General features: G+C 36.9%; 18 protein-coding genes and 1 tRNA gene. 15 read left to right on the plus strand and 4 right to left on the minus strand.

Translation table 11 applies throughout. The annotated features are described in order from the left end of the window. Window positions 1-2: 2 nt before the first annotated feature. From ACLJX0_RS04550 to ACLJX0_RS04615, 14 genes are all read left to right on the plus strand, one after another. On the plus strand, window positions 3-1151 hold the full coding sequence (locus ACLJX0_RS04550; RefSeq protein ID WP_410878853.1) for a formimidoylglutamase: 1149 nt from the start codon (window positions 3-5) through the stop codon (window positions 1149-1151). Between the two features lie 129 nt (window positions 1152-1280). Further along, on the plus strand, window positions 1281-2681 hold the full coding sequence (gene gldK / locus ACLJX0_RS04555) for a gliding motility lipoprotein GldK (RefSeq protein ID WP_410878855.1): 1401 nt from the start codon (window positions 1281-1283) through the stop codon (window positions 2679-2681). A 54-nt stretch (window positions 2682-2735) separates the two neighbouring features. Continuing rightward, complete coding sequence (gldL, locus tag ACLJX0_RS04560; protein ID WP_410878857.1) at window positions 2736-3407, plus strand: gliding motility protein GldL; 672 nt, start codon at window positions 2736-2738, stop codon at window positions 3405-3407. Window positions 3408-3433: 26 nt separating this feature from the next. Next, window positions 3434-4999 carry a gliding motility protein GldM gene (gldM, locus tag ACLJX0_RS04565; RefSeq protein ID WP_410878859.1) on the plus strand — a complete coding sequence of 522 codons (1566 nt, stop codon included), beginning with the start codon at window positions 3434-3436 and terminating at the stop codon, window positions 4997-4999. 36 nt (window positions 5000-5035) lie between these two features. Then, window positions 5036-5923: a gliding motility protein GldN gene (gene gldN, locus ACLJX0_RS04570; RefSeq protein WP_410878861.1), complete on the plus strand. Its 888-nt coding sequence runs from the start codon at window positions 5036-5038 to the stop codon at window positions 5921-5923. 67 nt (window positions 5924-5990) lie between these two features. After that, on the plus strand, window positions 5991-7046 hold the full coding sequence (locus ACLJX0_RS04575; protein WP_410878862.1) for an NAD(P)/FAD-dependent oxidoreductase: 1056 nt from the start codon (window positions 5991-5993) through the stop codon (window positions 7044-7046). Between the two features lie 5 nt (window positions 7047-7051). Then, window positions 7052-8968 carry an ABC-F family ATP-binding cassette domain-containing protein gene (locus tag ACLJX0_RS04580; RefSeq protein WP_410878864.1) on the plus strand — a complete coding sequence of 639 codons (1917 nt, stop codon included), beginning with the start codon at window positions 7052-7054 and terminating at the stop codon, window positions 8966-8968. Window positions 8969-9065: 97 nt separating this feature from the next. Next, window positions 9066-9635, plus strand: coding sequence for a hypothetical protein (locus ACLJX0_RS04585; protein WP_410878866.1), 570 nt, complete (start codon window positions 9066-9068; stop codon window positions 9633-9635). Further along, window positions 9628-10275: an alpha/beta fold hydrolase gene (locus ACLJX0_RS04590; RefSeq protein ID WP_410878868.1), complete on the plus strand. Its 648-nt coding sequence runs from the start codon at window positions 9628-9630 to the stop codon at window positions 10273-10275. Before ACLJX0_RS04585 ends, ACLJX0_RS04590 begins: the two co-directional genes overlap by 8 nt. A 106-nt stretch (window positions 10276-10381) precedes the next feature. Beyond that, on the plus strand, window positions 10382-10975 hold the full coding sequence (locus ACLJX0_RS04595; RefSeq protein WP_410878869.1) for a polymorphic toxin type 33 domain-containing protein: 594 nt from the start codon (window positions 10382-10384) through the stop codon (window positions 10973-10975). Window positions 10976-10984: 9 nt separating this feature from the next. Beyond that, entirely contained in the window at window positions 10985-11395 is a 411-nt protein-coding gene (locus ACLJX0_RS04600; protein ID WP_410878871.1) for a DUF4279 domain-containing protein, read from the plus strand. Window positions 11396-11597: 202 nt separating this feature from the next. Continuing rightward, window positions 11598-11861 carry a hypothetical protein gene (locus tag ACLJX0_RS04605; RefSeq protein WP_410878872.1) on the plus strand — a complete coding sequence of 88 codons (264 nt, stop codon included), beginning with the start codon at window positions 11598-11600 and terminating at the stop codon, window positions 11859-11861. A gap of 176 nt (window positions 11862-12037) precedes the next feature. Then, window positions 12038-12433: a DUF4279 domain-containing protein gene (locus ACLJX0_RS04610; RefSeq protein ID WP_410879029.1), complete on the plus strand. Its 396-nt coding sequence runs from the start codon at window positions 12038-12040 to the stop codon at window positions 12431-12433. A gap of 207 nt (window positions 12434-12640) precedes the next feature. Next, the gene (locus tag ACLJX0_RS04615) at window positions 12641-13123 is read left to right on the plus strand and encodes a hypothetical protein (RefSeq protein ID WP_410878874.1); all 483 of its coding nucleotides are present in this window, start codon (window positions 12641-12643) and stop codon (window positions 13121-13123) included. Between the two features lie 197 nt (window positions 13124-13320). Here ACLJX0_RS04615 and ACLJX0_RS04620 read toward each other — a convergent pair. The 3 genes from ACLJX0_RS04620 to ACLJX0_RS04630 all read right to left on the minus strand — a co-directional run bounded on the left by ACLJX0_RS04620 (window position 13321) and on the right by ACLJX0_RS04630 (window position 15090). Next, window positions 13321-13393: transfer RNA gene (locus tag ACLJX0_RS04620), tRNA-Met, on the minus strand. A 121-nt stretch (window positions 13394-13514) separates the two neighbouring features. After that, a complete protein-coding gene (locus ACLJX0_RS04625; RefSeq protein ID WP_410878876.1) occupies window positions 13515-14132 on the minus strand; it encodes an NAD(P)H-dependent oxidoreductase in 618 nt (205 codons plus the stop codon). A 4-nt stretch (window positions 14133-14136) separates the two neighbouring features. Then, a complete protein-coding gene (locus tag ACLJX0_RS04630; protein WP_410878878.1) occupies window positions 14137-15090 on the minus strand; it encodes an alpha/beta hydrolase in 954 nt (317 codons plus the stop codon). Window positions 15091-15181: 91 nt separating this feature from the next. Here ACLJX0_RS04630 and ACLJX0_RS04635 point away from each other — a divergent pair, with 91 nt between their 5' ends. Continuing rightward, window positions 15182-16021, plus strand: coding sequence for a helix-turn-helix domain-containing protein (locus ACLJX0_RS04635; RefSeq protein WP_410878879.1), 840 nt, complete (start codon window positions 15182-15184; stop codon window positions 16019-16021). On the opposite strand, the gene ACLJX0_RS04640 is transcribed toward ACLJX0_RS04635, so the two are convergent. Further along, window positions 16018-16860 (minus strand): hypothetical protein, encoded by an 843-nt coding sequence (locus ACLJX0_RS04640; protein ID WP_410878881.1) that lies wholly within the window; start codon window positions 16858-16860, stop codon window positions 16018-16020. The genes ACLJX0_RS04635 and ACLJX0_RS04640 overlap by 4 nt on opposite strands. Window positions 16861-17021: the final 161 nt, after the last annotated feature.

Consider the following 17021-nt stretch of genomic DNA (forward strand, 5'->3'; position numbering starts at 1 on the left):
GTATGTTAGAACTTTTACGTCCAGTTAGTATTGAATTTAGAAATTACATTGATGGATTACCTAGCCAAAGCTTAGGTAAGAAAGTCTATTTCCATTCGGGAGGTGATTTCGACAAGTACGAACAATATAAAATCGCGATTATCGGTGTTACAGATAATCGAGGATTGGCTTCGGAAGCAACAACGGTGGACATCATGAAAGTGAGAAAGTCTTTTTATACATTATATCCAGGAAATTGGAATGTACGGCTTGCAGATCTGGGAGATATACTGCCTGGGGAGTCGATGGAAGATACCTATTTCTTGTTGAGAAAAATTGTCGAAAATCTGGTAAAGCATGGTACGATTCCCGTTGTCATTGGTGGAAGTCAAGATTTAACCTATGCGTTGTATCGTGGTTACGATAATTTAGAACAAATGGTCAACTTGGTTTGTATTGATTCTAAATTAGACGTTGCTAAAGATGGAAGTTATGCGGCAGAAAGTTTTTTGTCGCGAATTATTCTAGAAGAACCGAATAATTTATTTAATTTTTCAAACTTAGGCTACCAAACGTATTATAATTCGCAAGAAGAGATCGATTTAATTGAAAATTTATACTTTGAAGCGTACCGAGTTGGGGAAATTATTAATAATATTGCACTGGCAGAACCCGTATTGCGAGATGCTGATATTGTGAGTGTTGATATAAACGCTGTAAAATCGAGTGATTCAGGGAATTTTGCCACGTATAATCCCAATGGATTTGATGGTAGAGAGATTTGTTCTTTGGCACGTTATAGTGGATTAAGTGATAAAGTTAGTACTTTTGGACTGTTCAATTACAATAATCAAACAAATGAAACGTTATTATTGGGACAAATAGTTTGGTATTTTATCGAAGGGGTTAATTATCGCTACAATGAATATCCATTTGCCTGTAAGGATAGCTATATAAAATATATTGTCCCTTTTGATGCGTATGAAAATTTAGTATTTTACAAGAGTGATATATCAGGAAGATGGTGGATTGAGGTGAATAGTGGAGCGGGTGTTAACGAAAAGTTAACAAAGAAAACATTGTTGCCTTGTAGCTATGAAGATTACGAAAAGGCAACTGTTCAGCAATTACCTGATAGATGGTGGAGAGCCTTTAAAAAGAGTTTAGTTTAAAAGCTGAAAAATTTAACATTCATATATGTTAAATATAAACTAAATTTTTTTTAGCTTTGTTTTTGAAAATTAAAAATAATTGAATACGTTTACATTTTTAAGAAGTATATAAGAAAACCTAAATAATATATGAAGAAGATCATTACGTTAGGAGCAGTTTTAGCTTTGGTATGCAGCTGTGGTACTGGAGATCGAGGTGAGTTGTTAGGCGGAGTAGAAGGAAAGAGATGGTCAACTACGAAGCCTCATGGTATGTCTTTGGTTCCAGGTGGAACTTTTACAATGGGACAATCAAACGAAGATTTCCTTGGTGCACAAGATGCTCCAACAAAAACAGTAACTGTTGGGTCATTCTATATGGATGAGACTGCTGTTACAAACAACCAGTATAGAAAATTTGTGGATTGGGTAAAGGATTCAATTATCCGAACTCGTTTGGCTATTGCTGCTGATGATATGGGATTGACTCCAGATGGAGGTGGTATTGGTGCATATGCGTTCTTAGATAATGAAGAGAATCTAGATCGTATGACGCCTTATCAAAGATATATGTATGAAAATTACTATAGCATGGATACCAGCGATGATATGTATGCAGGTAGAAGATTGAATAAAAAAGTGAATTTGCCGAATACGGTGGATCGCTATCCTGATGAATACTATGTAGAAGTAATGGACTCTTTATACATTCCTGCTTCTGAAACATATAATGGATTAGGCATGTTTGACGCTTCTAAAATTAAATTCAAATACACGTATGTGGATTTAGAAGGAGCAATGAGAGACAAAGGAAATGATCCACGTGGAAAACGCAACAGACACTTAAAAACTGAAACGTTGTTAGTTTATCCTGATACAACGCGTTGGATTAAAGAATTCCAATACTCATACAACGAACCGATGCACAATGATTATTTCTGGCATGAAGCATTTGGCGAATATCCTGTAGTAGGTGTGAACTGGAACCAAGCGAGAGCATTCGCAGCATGGAGAACATTATACAAAAATACATTCTTGCGCTCGAAGCGTTTACCTTCTGAAGTACACGAGTACAGATTACCAATGGAAAGCGAGTGGGAATTCGCTGCTAGAGGTGGTTTAGAAGGAGCTATGTATCCTTGGGGTGGTCCTTATACAACAGATGAAAAAGGTTGTTTTATGGCTAACTTCAAACCAAGTCGTTTCGACTATGCGGCGGATGGAGCAACGTATACAGCAGAAGCACGTGCGTATCCACCAAACGGATATAATTTATACAACATGGCTGGAAACGTTGCAGAGTGGACGAGTTCACCATATGATTCATCTTCTTATGATTTCATGTCAAGCTTAAAACCAAAAAACAGAAGATCGGATACTCCATTAAAAGTAGTAAGAGGTGGATCTTGGAGAGACCCAGCTTATATGTTACAAGTGGCTACTCGTGATTCTGAATATGCAGATTCTGCTCGTTCATACATCGGATTTAGAACGGTACAATCAGTTTCTGGATCAATGTCAAGAAGCAATGTTTCTAAAATGGCTAAATAAGTAGAACCAAAACAATTATAGATTATAGACAAACAATTAAACAAGTAAAAAATTATGGCAATACCTAAAAAAGTAATGAACTTCTGTTATGGAATGGGGGCTTCAGTTGTAATTATCGGTGCATTATTTAAGATTACGCACATGGAGTTGGGTCCGATTAACGGAAATAATATGCTAACCTTAGGATTGGTTGTAGAAGCTCTTATTTTTGCGATATCTGCTTTTGAACCAGTTGATGATGAGTTAGACTGGTCTAAAGTGTATCCAGAATTAAAAGGAGGTGAACCAACACAAGTTAGAGGTGGAGGTAGTGCTGTAGGATTTGTTGGCGGAGGATCAACAGAAGAAGAAGGTATGTTATCTAAAAAATTAGATGATTTATTGAAAGAAGCAAAAATTGACGGTGAGTTAATGAGTAGTTTAAGTAAAAGTATCAGAAACTTTGAAGCAGCATCAAAAGAAATTGCTCCAACAGTGGATTCAGTTGCTTCAACTAGAAAATACGCAGAAGAAATGTCAATGGCTGCAGCTCAATTAGAATCTTTGAATTCAATGTATAAAGTTCAGTTAGAGAGTGCTACTCGCAATGCTGAAATCAATAAAGAAGTTGCTGAAAATAACATTAAATTAAAAGAGCAAATGTCTGCTTTGACAGGCAATCTAGCTTCTTTAAACACAGTTTATGGAGGTATGCTTTCTGCAATGGGTCACCGCGGTGCTAATTAATTTATAATCAGATAAAGATATAAATAATGGCAGGAGGAGCAAAATTGACACCTAGACAAAGGATGATTAACCTAATGTATCTTGTGTTCATCGCGATGATGGCACTTCAGATGTCAAAAGAGGTTTTATCAGCTTTTGGAATGGTAAACGATAAATTTGAATCGGCGAATGAATCGGCGATTGGAAATAATGAAAGTTTATTAGGGGGGTTAGAGGCTAAAGCAGCAGATGATCCAACTCGTTTCGGCGAGCCTTATAAAAAAGCAAAGCAAGTAGCTGTTGTTACAAAAGAGTTTTATGATTTTGTATCGGTGGTGAAAAAGCAAATTACAGATCCTTTAGAGGCACAGCGCATTGATGGAAAATTACCAGCAGAGCGTATGGAAAAGGGAGATGTAATTGACCAAGCTTGGTTTAATGGTGATAAGTACTCTGCAGAAGGGGAAGAATTCATCGGAGCAATTGAAAAGTATAAAAGTGCTATTTTGGGAATAGTTGGTGAGGACGTTAAGTTTCAGCCAATTGTTGTAGATTTGCAAAAGAGATTTGATATTTCGGATGTAAAAGATGCAGAAGGAGTTGTAAAGCCTTATTTAAATTACAACTTCCAAGGATTCCCCGCAATTGCGTCTTTGACTAAATTGTCAACCATGCAAAATGATGCGATGATTCTAGAGCATGAAATCTACAATAGTTTGCTAGGAAATACATTGAGTCAAGCGGCTTCAATGCGTAACTATGCTGCAATTGTTATTCCTGAAAAATCAGCTTTCTTTGCGGGAGAACAGTTTAAAGGTAAAGTTGTATTAGGACGTTACGATAAATCTACAGTACCTACTGCAGTTGTGGTAAATGGACAAACAGTTGATTTATCAAAAGCGTTAGAGGATGGACAAGTAAACCTTAGCTTCGGAACAGGTAACGTAGGAGAACATGATGTAAAAGGTAAATTTACGTTCATGGAAGACGGAAAGCCAGTTGAAATCGATATCAAAGGAAACTATGTTGTAGTTCCTAAACCAAATTCAGCTAATATCTCTGCAGATAAAATGAATGTGGTGTACCGTGGTGTAACAAACCCAATGACGATTTCTTTTGCTGGTATTTCGGATGATAAAGTAGTAGCTTCTGCTCCTGGTTTATCGAAAGGAGGAAAAGCAGGACAATATAATATGCGTCCACAAGCAGGTAGAGAGGTTACAATTAATGTAACAGGAAAATTACCTGACGGAACATCTGTAAGCGATAAAAAAGTATTTAGAATTAAAGATATTCCTGCACCTCGTGGTACAGTTCGCGGTGAGTACGGTGCGAAAGGACCGAAATCTAACCTTGAAGTGGTAACGATCGGTGCTAAATTAGAAGATTTTGATTTTGAGTTAGGGTTAACAGTTACAGGATTTGTGTTGCAGGTTCCTGGACAGCCATCAGTGGTAGTTCAAGGAAACAGAATGAATGACCGTGCGAAAGCTGCGATTTCTAAAGCAAGATTAGGTGATGTGGTTGTTATTTCTGATATCAAGGTACGTTTAGATGGTGCAAGTGATTATCAATTGAAGAAAACAGCACCTTGTACATTCGAAATCATGTAATTTCGAAATAAATAAAAGAAGAAAACTTTGAATAATATGAACTGGAAAAAAATTTCACTATTTGTAGCATTTTCAATATTCTCATTGCAATCATTTGCACAAAGCAACTTATTAAATGCTAAGTCTGCCGAGGAAATTGGAATGAAAAGTATTCAAGAAATATACGTACAAAGCGAAGGACCAATTCCATACGGGTATGTAGCAGATAAGGATATCCTATTTGGTATTAAAGTATGGGAAAACATTTCTCTTGAAGAGAAAGCTAATGAGTCTTATTACTATCCAATCGAAGAAGTAGCTGGAGATGGAAGAAAATCTATGTTCCAAGCCTTGATTGATGGTATTAAGTCTGGAGCTATCACAGAAGTATACGATGATAGTGACTTTAAAAGAAAAAGAACATTAAAGGAACTGGAAACATCTTTCGTGAAAGTTGATACTACAGATGCTGGTATTGAATACTATAATGCTGGTGAAAAAATTCCAGAGGAATATATTCAACGTATCGAATTACGTCCATCTGATGTAAAATCGTATCACGTTTTGGGCTTGTGGTATTTTGACCGCAACGAGGGGCAATTAAAATACCGTTTATTAGGTATTGCACCAGTTGTAGTGGATTTATACACAAAAGGAGCTGAAGTTGAAAACGCAGTGGAGCTATTCTGGATATTCTTCCCAGACGCTAGAAATACGTTATTCGACGCTCAGGTGTTTAACTCTAAGAACCCTATGAATCCAATGAACTTTGATCATTTGTTAAACGCTAGACGCTTTAGCTCTACGATTTACAAAGCAGATAATCAATATGGAGATTCTCGTATTAACGATTATATTAAAGGTGGAGAGTTGAGTCAATTATTTGAAGGCGAACGCATCAAAGAATTGATCAGAAACCTTGAAGATGATTTATGGAATTACTAATTTTGTAATTACTAATTTATAAAGCTCTTATCTAAATTAGATAAGGGCTTTTTTTATGATTTAACGTATGGTCGATTATATTGTTGTAGGAACTGGATTGGCGGGTATTGCATTTACCGAAAAACTCGCTCAGGAGGGAAAGACTTTTATCGTGATTGATTCAGAAGAACGCTCTTCGTCTTTAATTGCGGGTGGTATGTATAATCCTGTAGTGCTCAAACGTTTTACTGATGTTTGGAAAGTAAAGGAACAATTGGCTATAGCGGAAGTTTTTTACCCTGCTTTAGAAGCAAAATTACAGGTAAAATGTTGGTATCCGATGAGTTTATATCGCCGATTAGCTTCTATTGAAGAACAAAATAATTGGTTTCAGGCTGCTGATCGTCCGAATTTAAGTGCTTTTTTAGCTCCAGAAATTGAGAAGAAACAGTTGGATGGTGTAGATTTGTCTTTTGGTTTAGGGAAAGTTAACGCTACGGGTTATCTGGAAACCGATGAGTTGATTCCGGCGTATCGACAACATCTCACGCAATTGGGCTGTTATAAAAAAGAAAGATTTGAGTATACCGCATTGCAGTATGATGCGGAGGGTGTCACGTATAAAGGGATAGAGGCTAAGTATATTGTTTTCGCTGAAGGCTTTGGTCTCTTGCAAAACCCTTTTTTCAACCAATTGCCCTTAGATGGTACGAAAGGAGAATTGATGATTGTTAAGATTCCTGGGTTGAATTGTGATTTTATGTTGAAAGCAGGTGTGTTTTTAATTCCCATCGGAAATGATTTGTATAAACTAGGGGCTACGTATAACTGGGAAGATAAAACAGATACTCCCACGCCTGAAGGAGCTGCGGAGCTTATTGAAGGGCTGAAGAGTTTTATGGATTTGGATGTTGAAATCGTTTCTCATAGTGCTGGAGTACGACCAACAGTGAAAGATCGCCGTCCGCTATTGGGACGCAGTTTGGAATCAGATCGTATTTTAGTATTGAACGGTTTGGGAACGCGTGGGGTTTTACTAGCTCCCTATTTGGCCGAGCAGTTGTATAATTATATTGAAAATAATACAGCGTTGAATGAAAATATATCGATTCATCGCTATAAAAAATTTAAATTAAAGAAGTAATATTTATGTTGAATATACATAATTTGTCTGTTTCATTTGGAGGCGAATATTTGTTTGAAAATGTGACATTCAGAATAGGCGCTGGTGATCGCGTGGGATTAGTTGGAAAGAATGGCGCTGGAAAATCAACAATGTTGAAGCTTTTATCAAGGGATATGGAACCGGATACGGGGAGTATTGCCATGGAAAAAGAGCTGAAAATAGGTTTTTTACGTCAGGATATTGATTTTATTCCAGGACGAACGGTTCTGGATGAAGCCTATCAAGCCTTTGAAGAAATTAAAGCAGTTGAGGCTACACTGGATCGTGTAAATAAAGAGTTAGCAGAACGCACTGATTATGAATCGGAGTCCTATTCGGAGTTGATTGAGAAATTAAGTGATTTAACGCATCGCTTTGAAATTATTGGCGGATATAACTATGTGGGGAATACTGAGCGTATTTTACAGGGATTAGGGTTTAAACGCGAAGATTTTGAGAATTTGACGGATACGTTTTCTGGAGGATGGCGTATGCGTATTGAGTTAGCTAAATTATTATTGCAAGACAATGATGTGCTTTTACTCGATGAGCCGACCAACCACTTGGATATTGAAAGTATCATCTGGTTGGAGAATTTCTTGAAAAGTTACCCAGGAGCCGTGGTGATTATTTCCCACGATAAGATGTTTTTGGATAATGTAACCAATCGCACTATTGAAATATCACTAGGTAAAATCTACGATTTTGATAAACCGTATTCTGAATACTTGATTTTACGAGAAGAATTACGTGAAATGCAATTGGCAGCACAGAAGAATCAGGCTAAAAAGATTGAGGAAACGGAAAAGTTAATTGAGCGTTTTCGCTATAAAGCAACCAAAGCTTCCATGGCACAATCGCTCATCAAGAAATTAGATAAGGTAGAGCGCATTGAGGTGGATGAAGATGACAATGCCGTGATGAATATCTCCTTTCCGGTAAGTATCGATCCCGGTAAGGTCGTATTGGAAATGGAAGGGGTTACGAAGCGCTTTGGCGATAAGGTCATCTTCAAAGATGTTGATTTCTTAATTGAGAGAGGCAGTAAGATTGCTTTTGTGGGGCAAAACGGACAAGGGAAATCAACGTTGATTAAAGCGGTAATGAAAGAATTTGAATACGAAGGGTCGATTAAATTAGGGCATAATGTTCAGATTGGCTATTTTGCACAGAATCAGGCGGACTATCTAGATGGAGAGAAAACATTGTTAGATACCATGTTAGATGCTGCTACGGATGGTAATCGTGTCAAAGTACGCGATATGTTAGGGGCTTTCTTATTTAGAGGAGACGATGTAGAAAAGAAAGTAAAAGTACTTTCAGGAGGAGAGCGAAATCGCTTGGCTTTGTGTCGTATGTTGTTGTCGCCCATCAACGTATTGCTGATGGATGAGCCGACCAACCACTTGGATATTAAATCGAAGAATGTGTTGAAACAGGCGTTGTTAAACTTTAAAGGAACCTTGATTTTGGTCTCTCACGACCGTGATTTCTTACAAGGAATGACTAACTTGGTGTATGAATTTAAAGACCAGAAGATTAAAGAGTATTTGGGGGATATCAATTACTTCCTAGAGGAGCGCAAGGCACAAAACATGCGTGAAATTGAGAAGAAGAGTGATAAGAAAGAACCTGTAGTAGTGAAGGTGGAGGAGAAAAAAACAGAGGCTTTGTCCTATGAAGATCAAAAGAAACAAAAGACCCTTCAGAATCGCTTGAGTAAAATAGAAAGTGAAATCAGTGAGCTAGAGAAGAAGGTGGCGAAAGACGATGCAAGACTAGCAGAAGATTACGAAAAGCTGATGCAAGACGAAGGCTTTTTTAAGGCGTATGAGCAAAATAAAAAGAAAATAGAAGCATTGATGCAGGAATGGGAAGATGTAGCGGCAGAGCTAATGTAAGAGCATATAGAGAAGGTTTGTGTGAGAAGCACAAACCTTTTTTTATGGTCCTGGTTTAAGATTAGCTGTTTTTGCTTACATTTAATAAAAAAATACCATGAAAGTATATCAGACCTTAGGCATTTTGGGAATGGTTTCCCTAGGGCTATGTAGCACATCAGTTGTAGCGCAAAAGAAAGAAAAAGTGGATTTATCAGCAGCCATGCCAACACAAGTACAACCACAGGATGTTGGGAAATTGAATTATACCTATGCCGTGGAAGTGGAAAACAAGCTATACAGTGGGTATAGTTTGGCTGGGATTAATCCCAAGAGCATAGAACATATAAAAACGGAACAAGGGCTGTTTCAAGTCGGAACCACAACCTATGATAAAAAAATCGTTCTTCCGTTAAAAGAAGGTCACAAATCCACCTTGATTGTGTTGGATCAATGGGCGAAACAACATATTAGCTATGCGGGTAAATTGATTTTTATGCTGGATGGAGTGGTGTTGAATGCGAAGCCAAACACCATCTTGTTGGATCAAAGTTACGTGATGGACTATATGGTGACTCCATTAGATCAGGTAGAGCTAGGGCAAGCAACAGCCCTTGTGCAATTGCGCATGAAAACCGTTGATAATTTTAAAGCGATGACAAAGGCGAAAAAGAAAAAACGTGAATAAAATCTATGTGTTGAGTGGTTTAGGAGTTGATCATCGCGTTTTTGATTCTTTTAAATTTTACCATAACGAGGTTCATTTTGTTTCGTGGATTTCTCCTTTTAAAAAAGAAAGTCTTTCTTCGTATGCTAAGCGCATAGCAGAACAAATTGAGGGGGAAAATCCCATCATACTAGGCTTGTCTTTTGGGGGAATGGTAGCGGTTGAAATTGCTAAGATTCGACAAGTAAGTAAGGTCATTTTGTTAGCTTCTGCAAAAACAAGAGCTGAATTACCTAAATCCTATCTTTTTATCGGGAAATGTAAATTGCATCATCGGGTACCTTCTTCTTTTTTGACCTACTGTAATTTTTTAACCTATTGGTTCTTTGGCGTTTCTACTTTAGAAGATAAAAAATTGTTGAAGACAATACTAGCTGATACCAATCCCGATTTCTTAGCTTGGGCAATCGACGCTATTCTCAATTGGAAAAACAAGGAAATACCTGCTAATGTAGTTCATATTCACGGGAGTAAGGATCGCCTATTGCCTAGTAAAAATTGTAGCTATGATTATTTAATTGAAGGAGCTGGACACTTTATGACGGTTAGTCATGCCAAAGAAATTGAGCGCCTTATGGGAGAAAAGATTCTTAGTAAGTAAAGAAGGTGTTTTAGATTCTGGTGAATGAAGTGCTTTACTAATCGTAAGCGGTGGTTTATCAGGAAGAATTTCCTCTACCATTGCAGGCGGTGATTTCTGGCAAGGAATGCAACAAGGGGTGATTGTCAGCGGATTGAATCACTTGATGCATATGGGGCTGGATAATGGTTATGACAAAGATGGTAACAAAATCAATGGTAATGGTGGAGATGTCATGGATATCCAATATGATGATGATGGTAGTGTATTAGAAATTAGAGCTGTTGAGGTAAGATTTTGGGAAAAAGTAGGCGCTGCTTCTTCTGTACCAGTAGAGGAATTTGGAATTCGAAGACTTAGAATTGCAACAGGACAAGTTGCCTCTGTAGGAGGTGCATTCGATGTTTTCGGGTTAAAAGAGGTCTTTTGGAGTTTTTTCTCAGGTAATGATAATGTGCCTTATGACTTTAAACCAATGGGAGCTGCTTTTGGGGGAGGTAAAGGAAAGTCTTTTACAAGTGATAAGAGTTTTAATTTACTAACAGATAAATTTTTGAAAAAGGCTGGTATTAATGCGCATGAATTAAAATATGAGTATTTAGGTAAAAATGCAAAAATCGCACGATATGATTTATATAGACATACTAAGACTGGTGAAGTCTTGATAATAGCTAAGGGAGGGAAAGGAATACCTATTAATACAGGAATATTTATTAAATAGAAAATAGTTATGACAAACTTTAGATTGATATATGCAATTTTTGGAGATAGTTGGGATCCTAAAGAATTCACTGATGTAATTGGGATTACTCCTACTGCTTATTGGAAAAAGGGAGATAAAATAGATAAATATCATCCAAATGTAGTTCTTAGAAAAGAAACGAATTGGGAGTATAGTTTCGGAAAGACTGAAACTTTATTCTCAGAAGATGTTACTGAACAGTTTGTAGAATTATTTTCCTCTAAAGTTGATACCATAGTAAATTACATAAATGAGAACAATTTAGAATCAAAATTATTTATTATTCCTGAAATATTTCCAAATCAGATTCCAGGTATTTATCTTGATAAAAGATTACTAAATCTATTAGTAAAATTGAATGCAGAGATAGATATTGATTTATATGTTATTAGTGAATAGAATTTGTGATTAAACGATAATAGTGTAATATGAAAGGCGAGAGATTTTATCAACAATCAGTAAAAGAGTATGATGAGCTATTAGAAGCTCATAACGTAACATATAGTGACGAAACTGATTATTTAGATTTTAGTCAGATGATTAAATGGTATAATGTTTATATTAATTTAATTAGGAAGCCTGCGCCTATCTTGGTTGTCTATTGGCTCAGTATGAGTTAGGACTCCATTATGATATACGTTATTTCTTTGGTTTAAACCCTCATTACAATCCTGCTAAATGTGAGTATTGGTATAGTAAAACCTGTGATGCGAACATTGGTAGTGCTTGTGATAATCTTGCGTTGATGTATTATGAAAATGGAAAAGAAGAGGAGGCAAAAGAATTGTTTTTAAAGGGAATTCGTCTTAAAGATAAATTAACAAGGTCTAATTATAAGTTGTTTTATGGAGAAAGTAATAATTGATAGGAGAAAGAGAGCTATAGATTTAAACTCAGGGGAGGAGTATTATTATTTAGCGCAATGTTATGAAGATATCAATCAATTTGGGGACCCCAATCCCTATTTTGACAATTTTCGAAGAATCCTTTTTTATTTGAAAGCAGGAAGAATTTCCCACTTGTTTTAAATTAATACTAACAATAGTAGGTGAAAAACTCAACCACAAAACTCTTTCTACAATCCTACAAACAAATCCTACCGCTTTTTGGCATAAAGGTGACGATATACGAAAATTTAAATATTCGTATGGTCAGAATCAAACAAGTTGGCAATATGAATTTGATTTTGTAGTTACATTAGATTTTAATACTATAGCTAATTCGTTTAAGTCTTTTCTAGATACCAAAATAGATGAACTCATTGATTATGTAGTATCAAACGCTTTACGTACACAAGTAAATGTTCTAGTTGATATTAACTATAAGAATGTACCAGACTTATATTTGGATAAAGAATTTTTAACCACGTTAGAACGATTAAATGGGACTATTAATTTTATAGTATCACTTTTTGATGGTTTTGAAGATGAAAAATAGTAGAAGATGCATATAATAAGGATGGACATGAGGCTTTTAAAGATATTTGGAAAAGCTCAAGGTATTTTTATTAGTAAAGATGGTTTTATTGAAAAAAGATTGTCTACTGGAATGGGAATTAGATTTAAACAAAACTATCAATTTAAGGGGTTTGTTGATTAATTAGTGAAAACAAGTTTGTTTTATTTATATCAAATGTTTAATACTATGAAAAAACTCGTTGATGTTGTATTTGTGGGGAATAGAGATGCTTTACTGTGGAATTTTATAACTATAATTAAGCCTGCCTCTTCTACAATTGATTTGATGTATCCTGAACAGAAAGAAATCAGTGTGTCTATAGAAGAATTAAAAGCACTCGTTCAAAGTGACAGTGATTATGTAAACTTTACTATTAGTAATATAAATAGAATAGAACTATTGGGGTGTGTTCTATCTAATGTATTTGCTGATTTTGTGATTGATAAGGATAAAGTAGAAGTTTTACTCTTTTGTGATGTTGCTGAATTTGAAGGTCAGTTACCAGTAAAAGAAAAGTTTAATTTACTATTGCAATGGATGGAATCTGTCAAAATAAATTTTCGTTTTGATTGGTTTATATGTAAAATGGATAATGGAGAAGATGAGAATGATGATGAGGTATATTTCGATAGTTGGGGAAGGTTTGGTACTCTATATACTAAATTGTAGAAGTCTAGTACGGTATCAAAGGCATATCCTTTATCGGATGCACCCCTTCGTTAGGATGATAAAAGGAAGTATTTTTTATTTTTCAAGGCAATTTACCTGTTAAAAGGTAGCGGAATAAAGGGGGTTTTACCATTTTACTACTCACCATTCACCACAAAAAAAAGACCTAATCTTTCGATTAAGTCTTTTTGGCTTCGTAGCGGGAACAGGACTCGAACCTGTGACCTTCGGGTTATGAGCCCGACGAGCTGCCTACTGCTCTATCCCGCGCTATTGTGGTGCAAATATACAAACTAATATCAATACAAAACAAATAAAAAACAGAAATAGTTTAATTTTCTTTTTTAATAAAGGCGTAGTTAGTTGGTTAATAGGTTATTAAATCCTTTTTTTATTTTATAAAAGTAGCAGTATGCGCTTTGTTTCGGTGTTTTTGAACATCATCTAGGGCTTTTTGTTTCCATTGTTCTAGTAGTGCTTCAATAGCTTGTGTACTATAGTCATTCAAGGGGCCTACAACCTCTGCCTCTTCAACGTCCACCCCACAATAAACCAATATCCCTTCCTTTAGGGGAATTAAACCACTAGACTGGTAGATGGATTGATGAATTTCGGGAGATAGATCCCCCATAGTAACTAAAATACGCGCAGTCTTGCCTTGTAAAAGCCCTTCGGTAGCTGTAGTGGAGTGATGCTTGAATACGAGGCCAGGTAAAAATAAACGGTCAAAAAACCCCTTCATGATGGCTGGCATACCCACCCACCACATCGGATGAATCCACACTTGGTGGGTACTCCAATAGATATCGTCTAAGGCACGTTGTAAATCAGGTTCTAAGTCCATGCGTTTCGCATAGCCGTATTGAAGATTGGGATTAAAGTCTAAGGTACCAATAGCGAGATAACGCACCGTTGCACCTAAAGCTTGGGCGGTTTCGATATAGGTTTGCGCCAAGGCGGCATTGAGACTATCCGGATTCGGATGTCCATTGATGACGAGTATATGCATGCTGTTAGGGATGTAAAATAGTTTGTAAATAAGTGATTTGCTGTTGCCAAAAGTCGCGGGCCATGGTGGTTGGAAAGAAGTCAAACACATGAGTCGCTCCTTTTGCTTCAACAAGAGTCGTTGGAATACCCGCTTGTTGGAGGCGTTCTGCATATTGTTTCGCCTCATCTTTAAGCGGATCAACTTCAGCTACAATAATGGTAGTTGGAGGAAGATGAGATAGATCCGTTTGCAACAGAGGTACAGCATAGGGGAGTGGAGTAGTTCGATGAGCACCCAAATAGTAGTGCCACATCCAAGCAGCCGCTTGTTTACTCTGCATAGAGGCATGGGCTAAGGTTTGCATGGAAGGCGTTTGCAAGCGATGATCCATTGGAGGATAGAGCAAATACTGATGGTGTAGAAACACTTCATTTTTGTCTCGGGCTAGTTGAGCGAGAGAAGCAGCAATCGTTCCACCCGCGCTACTGCCGCCAATACTGATGCTTTCCGTATTTCCTCCCCATTGATGGGCTTCCTGGGCTAACCAAAGCAACGTATCATATCCATCGTTTAAAGCTGCCGGAAAAGGATGTTCTGGAGCCAATCGATAGTCCACAGATACCACTAAAACATCAAGGGCTAGGGCCAGTTGATAAAAGATAAAATCATATTGTTCGGGTGTACCATAGATAAAAGCTCCTCCGTGAAAATAGACGAATACAGGAAGGTCTTTTTTGTCCTGTGGACGATAGGTTCTCAAGCGAATACTTCGATTGGAATCTCGAGAAGGAATGTGGTGATTTTCGACCCGTAAACCTGCTGGAATCGTTAGTGGCTCTTCCATAGCTGCTAGTTGTTGTTCTTCAAGGCGAATTTGCGTAGGTTGATGTGCCAATAAATAATCGTAGTCCACTTGACTGTAGGGGCTTTCCTGAATGGCTTGTAGGAGCTCTATTTCGATAGGGGGTTGTATCATACTCGGTATAAAAATTAATCTGATACAAAAATAGACTGATAAAGTGGTGTTTTTTAGGTATAAGTCAAGTGTATTTCAGTATATTTGCAACATGGCAAGAGAAAATATATACCAGGCCCTAGAGGTGTACTATGAAAAAATAGACCGTTGTCCGTTGCGCGATAGACAGTTTAATTTTTTTGAACTCGTGTATGTGATTTCAGGAGAGGGAAGTCACGCTGTCAATGGCAATCGCATTCCATTTCAAGCAGGCGATTTGTTTTTGATTACGCCTCAAGATTGTCATGAATTTGACTTAGCGGGGATGTGTGAGTTTATGGTGATTCGCTTTGGAGAATTATATGTGAAGGAATACCAATGGAAGAGTATTGATCATATCGAGTGTCTGCTGTATTATGCCTCTCATCTTTCGGCTTCGGTATTAGTTCACGAAGAAGATAAGCGTTTAGTCGCGCAGTTAATACAAACCCTACAAGACGTATTAAAGGTAGAATTGATGTATAACGAAGATGTCATTCGCCCAATTGTCAATGCCATTTTGGTGATTGCCGCTCGTAATATCGCTCAAATTCAAGTAAAACCTTTAGGAGAAACGGCTGATGCTAAAATCGTACAAATACTCAACTATATTCAAGAACATATTCGAGAACCCGAGTTGCTCAAAGTAGCTGTAGTCGCTAAGCAATTTGGTCTTTCTGAAACGTATTTGGGAAGTTATTTTCGCAAACAAGGCGGAGAATCAATGCAAGCGTATATCTCAGCCTATAAAATTCGATTAATTGAACATCGTTTGCTTTTTAGTGATGCGCGAATCAATGAAATCGTGGATGAATTTGGCTTTGCAGATGAAAGTCATGGCAACAAATTCTTTAAACGACATAAAGGAATGAGTATGTCTGCGTTTCGAAAAGGGGGAGTCGTATCGACTTAATCTTTGTTCTTAGCGTTTTGATGTTGTTTTATCTTATCGATTGCCTCATTCGATAATACAAGTAAATCATTTCTTTTACAGTCCCAAATGCTCCTGTGCTTATCTGAAATAATGATGTGGCTCTCCCAAGTAGTAAATGGCGTATAAAGTAGTAAAGTACATATATCCGTTGCAGTAGGTAAGTGGCCTGTTTCAGGTAAGTGGGAATGTACAGTACTCAGTACAGAATGTCCATCTTCTGTTTCATTCGTGTGAATGGGAATAATGTTTTTATGAAGCTGTTTTTTGGTGCGTATTGTATTGTCTTTGTTGAAGGTGATGAGGTAGTCATTCCCAAAAATAACGACTCCACTTGTGCTTGGTCCAGTGAGGATATAAACCTTCTTTTCCTTTCCATGGATAAGAGGTACTAAATTAAGTTGAGTGTTTTGGTATCTCTTGTAAAGAGTATCTCGAATAATATCTTCTAAGGCAGCTTGTCTAAGTGTATATAGATCAAGTTCTTTTTTAGTAAAATCACGGGTTGTTAAATCGACAAGAGCCTGTTCTAATTCGTAGTTTTGATTAAAAGTAATGGTGCCTAAAACTTGTGGATTAGGCTTTTTAGAAAAAAAGATGCAGGTAGCGTTTTCATTTTCTGTATAGGATAGATAACCTCCGATATTTTCTTTGTTTTCATAGCGCGGTAAAAATAAATCAGTACCATACCAAGAAGCCATTTCGGAACGATAAAGACGCATCCCTTCCGCCAAGATTTTCTCTTTCTGTTTGTCTATGTTGGTTTGTGCATGACTAGATGTTAACGAAAATGCTAGTAGTGAAAGAAGAAAGTAGTTCATAATAAATTATCTATTGTATTACGGGCTAAGATAGAAAGAATTAGCAAATCATAGCATAAAATAGCGCGTATAATTAAAACTCTTTTTGTTCAAGGATGCCTGATTCGAAGGTAATAGTTAAATGGGAAATGGGAAAAGAGAAAAGGGAGAGAAGAGAAAAG

Origin of the sequence: Myroides sp. DW712 (genome assembly GCF_046557355.1) — a bacterium.
Classification (GTDB): domain Bacteria; phylum Bacteroidota; class Bacteroidia; order Flavobacteriales; family Flavobacteriaceae; genus Flavobacterium.

Excerpts from the sequence above, each read along its gene's own strand:
- ACLJX0_RS04550 (WP_410878853.1), top strand. The coding sequence starts at position 3 with ATGTTAGAACTTTTACGTCCAGTTAGTATTGAATTTAGAAATTACATT.
- gldK (WP_410878855.1), top strand. The coding sequence starts at position 1,281 with ATGAAGAAGATCATTACGTTAGGAGCAGTTTTAGCTTTGGTATGCAGC.
- gldL (WP_410878857.1), top strand. The coding sequence starts at position 2,736 with ATGGCAATACCTAAAAAAGTAATGAACTTCTGTTATGGAATGGGGGCT.
- gldM (WP_410878859.1), top strand. The coding sequence starts at position 3,434 with ATGGCAGGAGGAGCAAAATTGACACCTAGACAAAGGATGATTAACCTA.
- gldN (WP_410878861.1), top strand. The coding sequence starts at position 5,036 with ATGAACTGGAAAAAAATTTCACTATTTGTAGCATTTTCAATATTCTCA.
- ACLJX0_RS04575 (WP_410878862.1), top strand. The coding sequence starts at position 5,991 with ATGGTCGATTATATTGTTGTAGGAACTGGATTGGCGGGTATTGCATTT.
- ACLJX0_RS04580 (WP_410878864.1), top strand. The coding sequence starts at position 7,052 with ATGTTGAATATACATAATTTGTCTGTTTCATTTGGAGGCGAATATTTG.
- ACLJX0_RS04585 (WP_410878866.1), top strand. The coding sequence starts at position 9,066 with ATGAAAGTATATCAGACCTTAGGCATTTTGGGAATGGTTTCCCTAGGG.
- ACLJX0_RS04595 (WP_410878869.1), top strand. The coding sequence starts at position 10,382 with ATGCAACAAGGGGTGATTGTCAGCGGATTGAATCACTTGATGCATATG.
- ACLJX0_RS04600 (WP_410878871.1), top strand. The coding sequence starts at position 10,985 with ATGACAAACTTTAGATTGATATATGCAATTTTTGGAGATAGTTGGGAT.
- ACLJX0_RS04615 (WP_410878874.1), top strand. The coding sequence starts at position 12,641 with ATGAAAAAACTCGTTGATGTTGTATTTGTGGGGAATAGAGATGCTTTA.
- ACLJX0_RS04625 (WP_410878876.1), bottom strand. The coding sequence starts at position 14,132 with ATGCATATACTCGTCATCAATGGACATCCGAATCCGGATAGTCTCAAT.
- ACLJX0_RS04630 (WP_410878878.1), bottom strand. The coding sequence starts at position 15,090 with ATGATACAACCCCCTATCGAAATAGAGCTCCTACAAGCCATTCAGGAA.
- ACLJX0_RS04635 (WP_410878879.1), top strand. The coding sequence starts at position 15,182 with ATGGCAAGAGAAAATATATACCAGGCCCTAGAGGTGTACTATGAAAAA.
- ACLJX0_RS04640 (WP_410878881.1), bottom strand. The coding sequence starts at position 16,860 with ATGAACTACTTTCTTCTTTCACTACTAGCATTTTCGTTAACATCTAGT.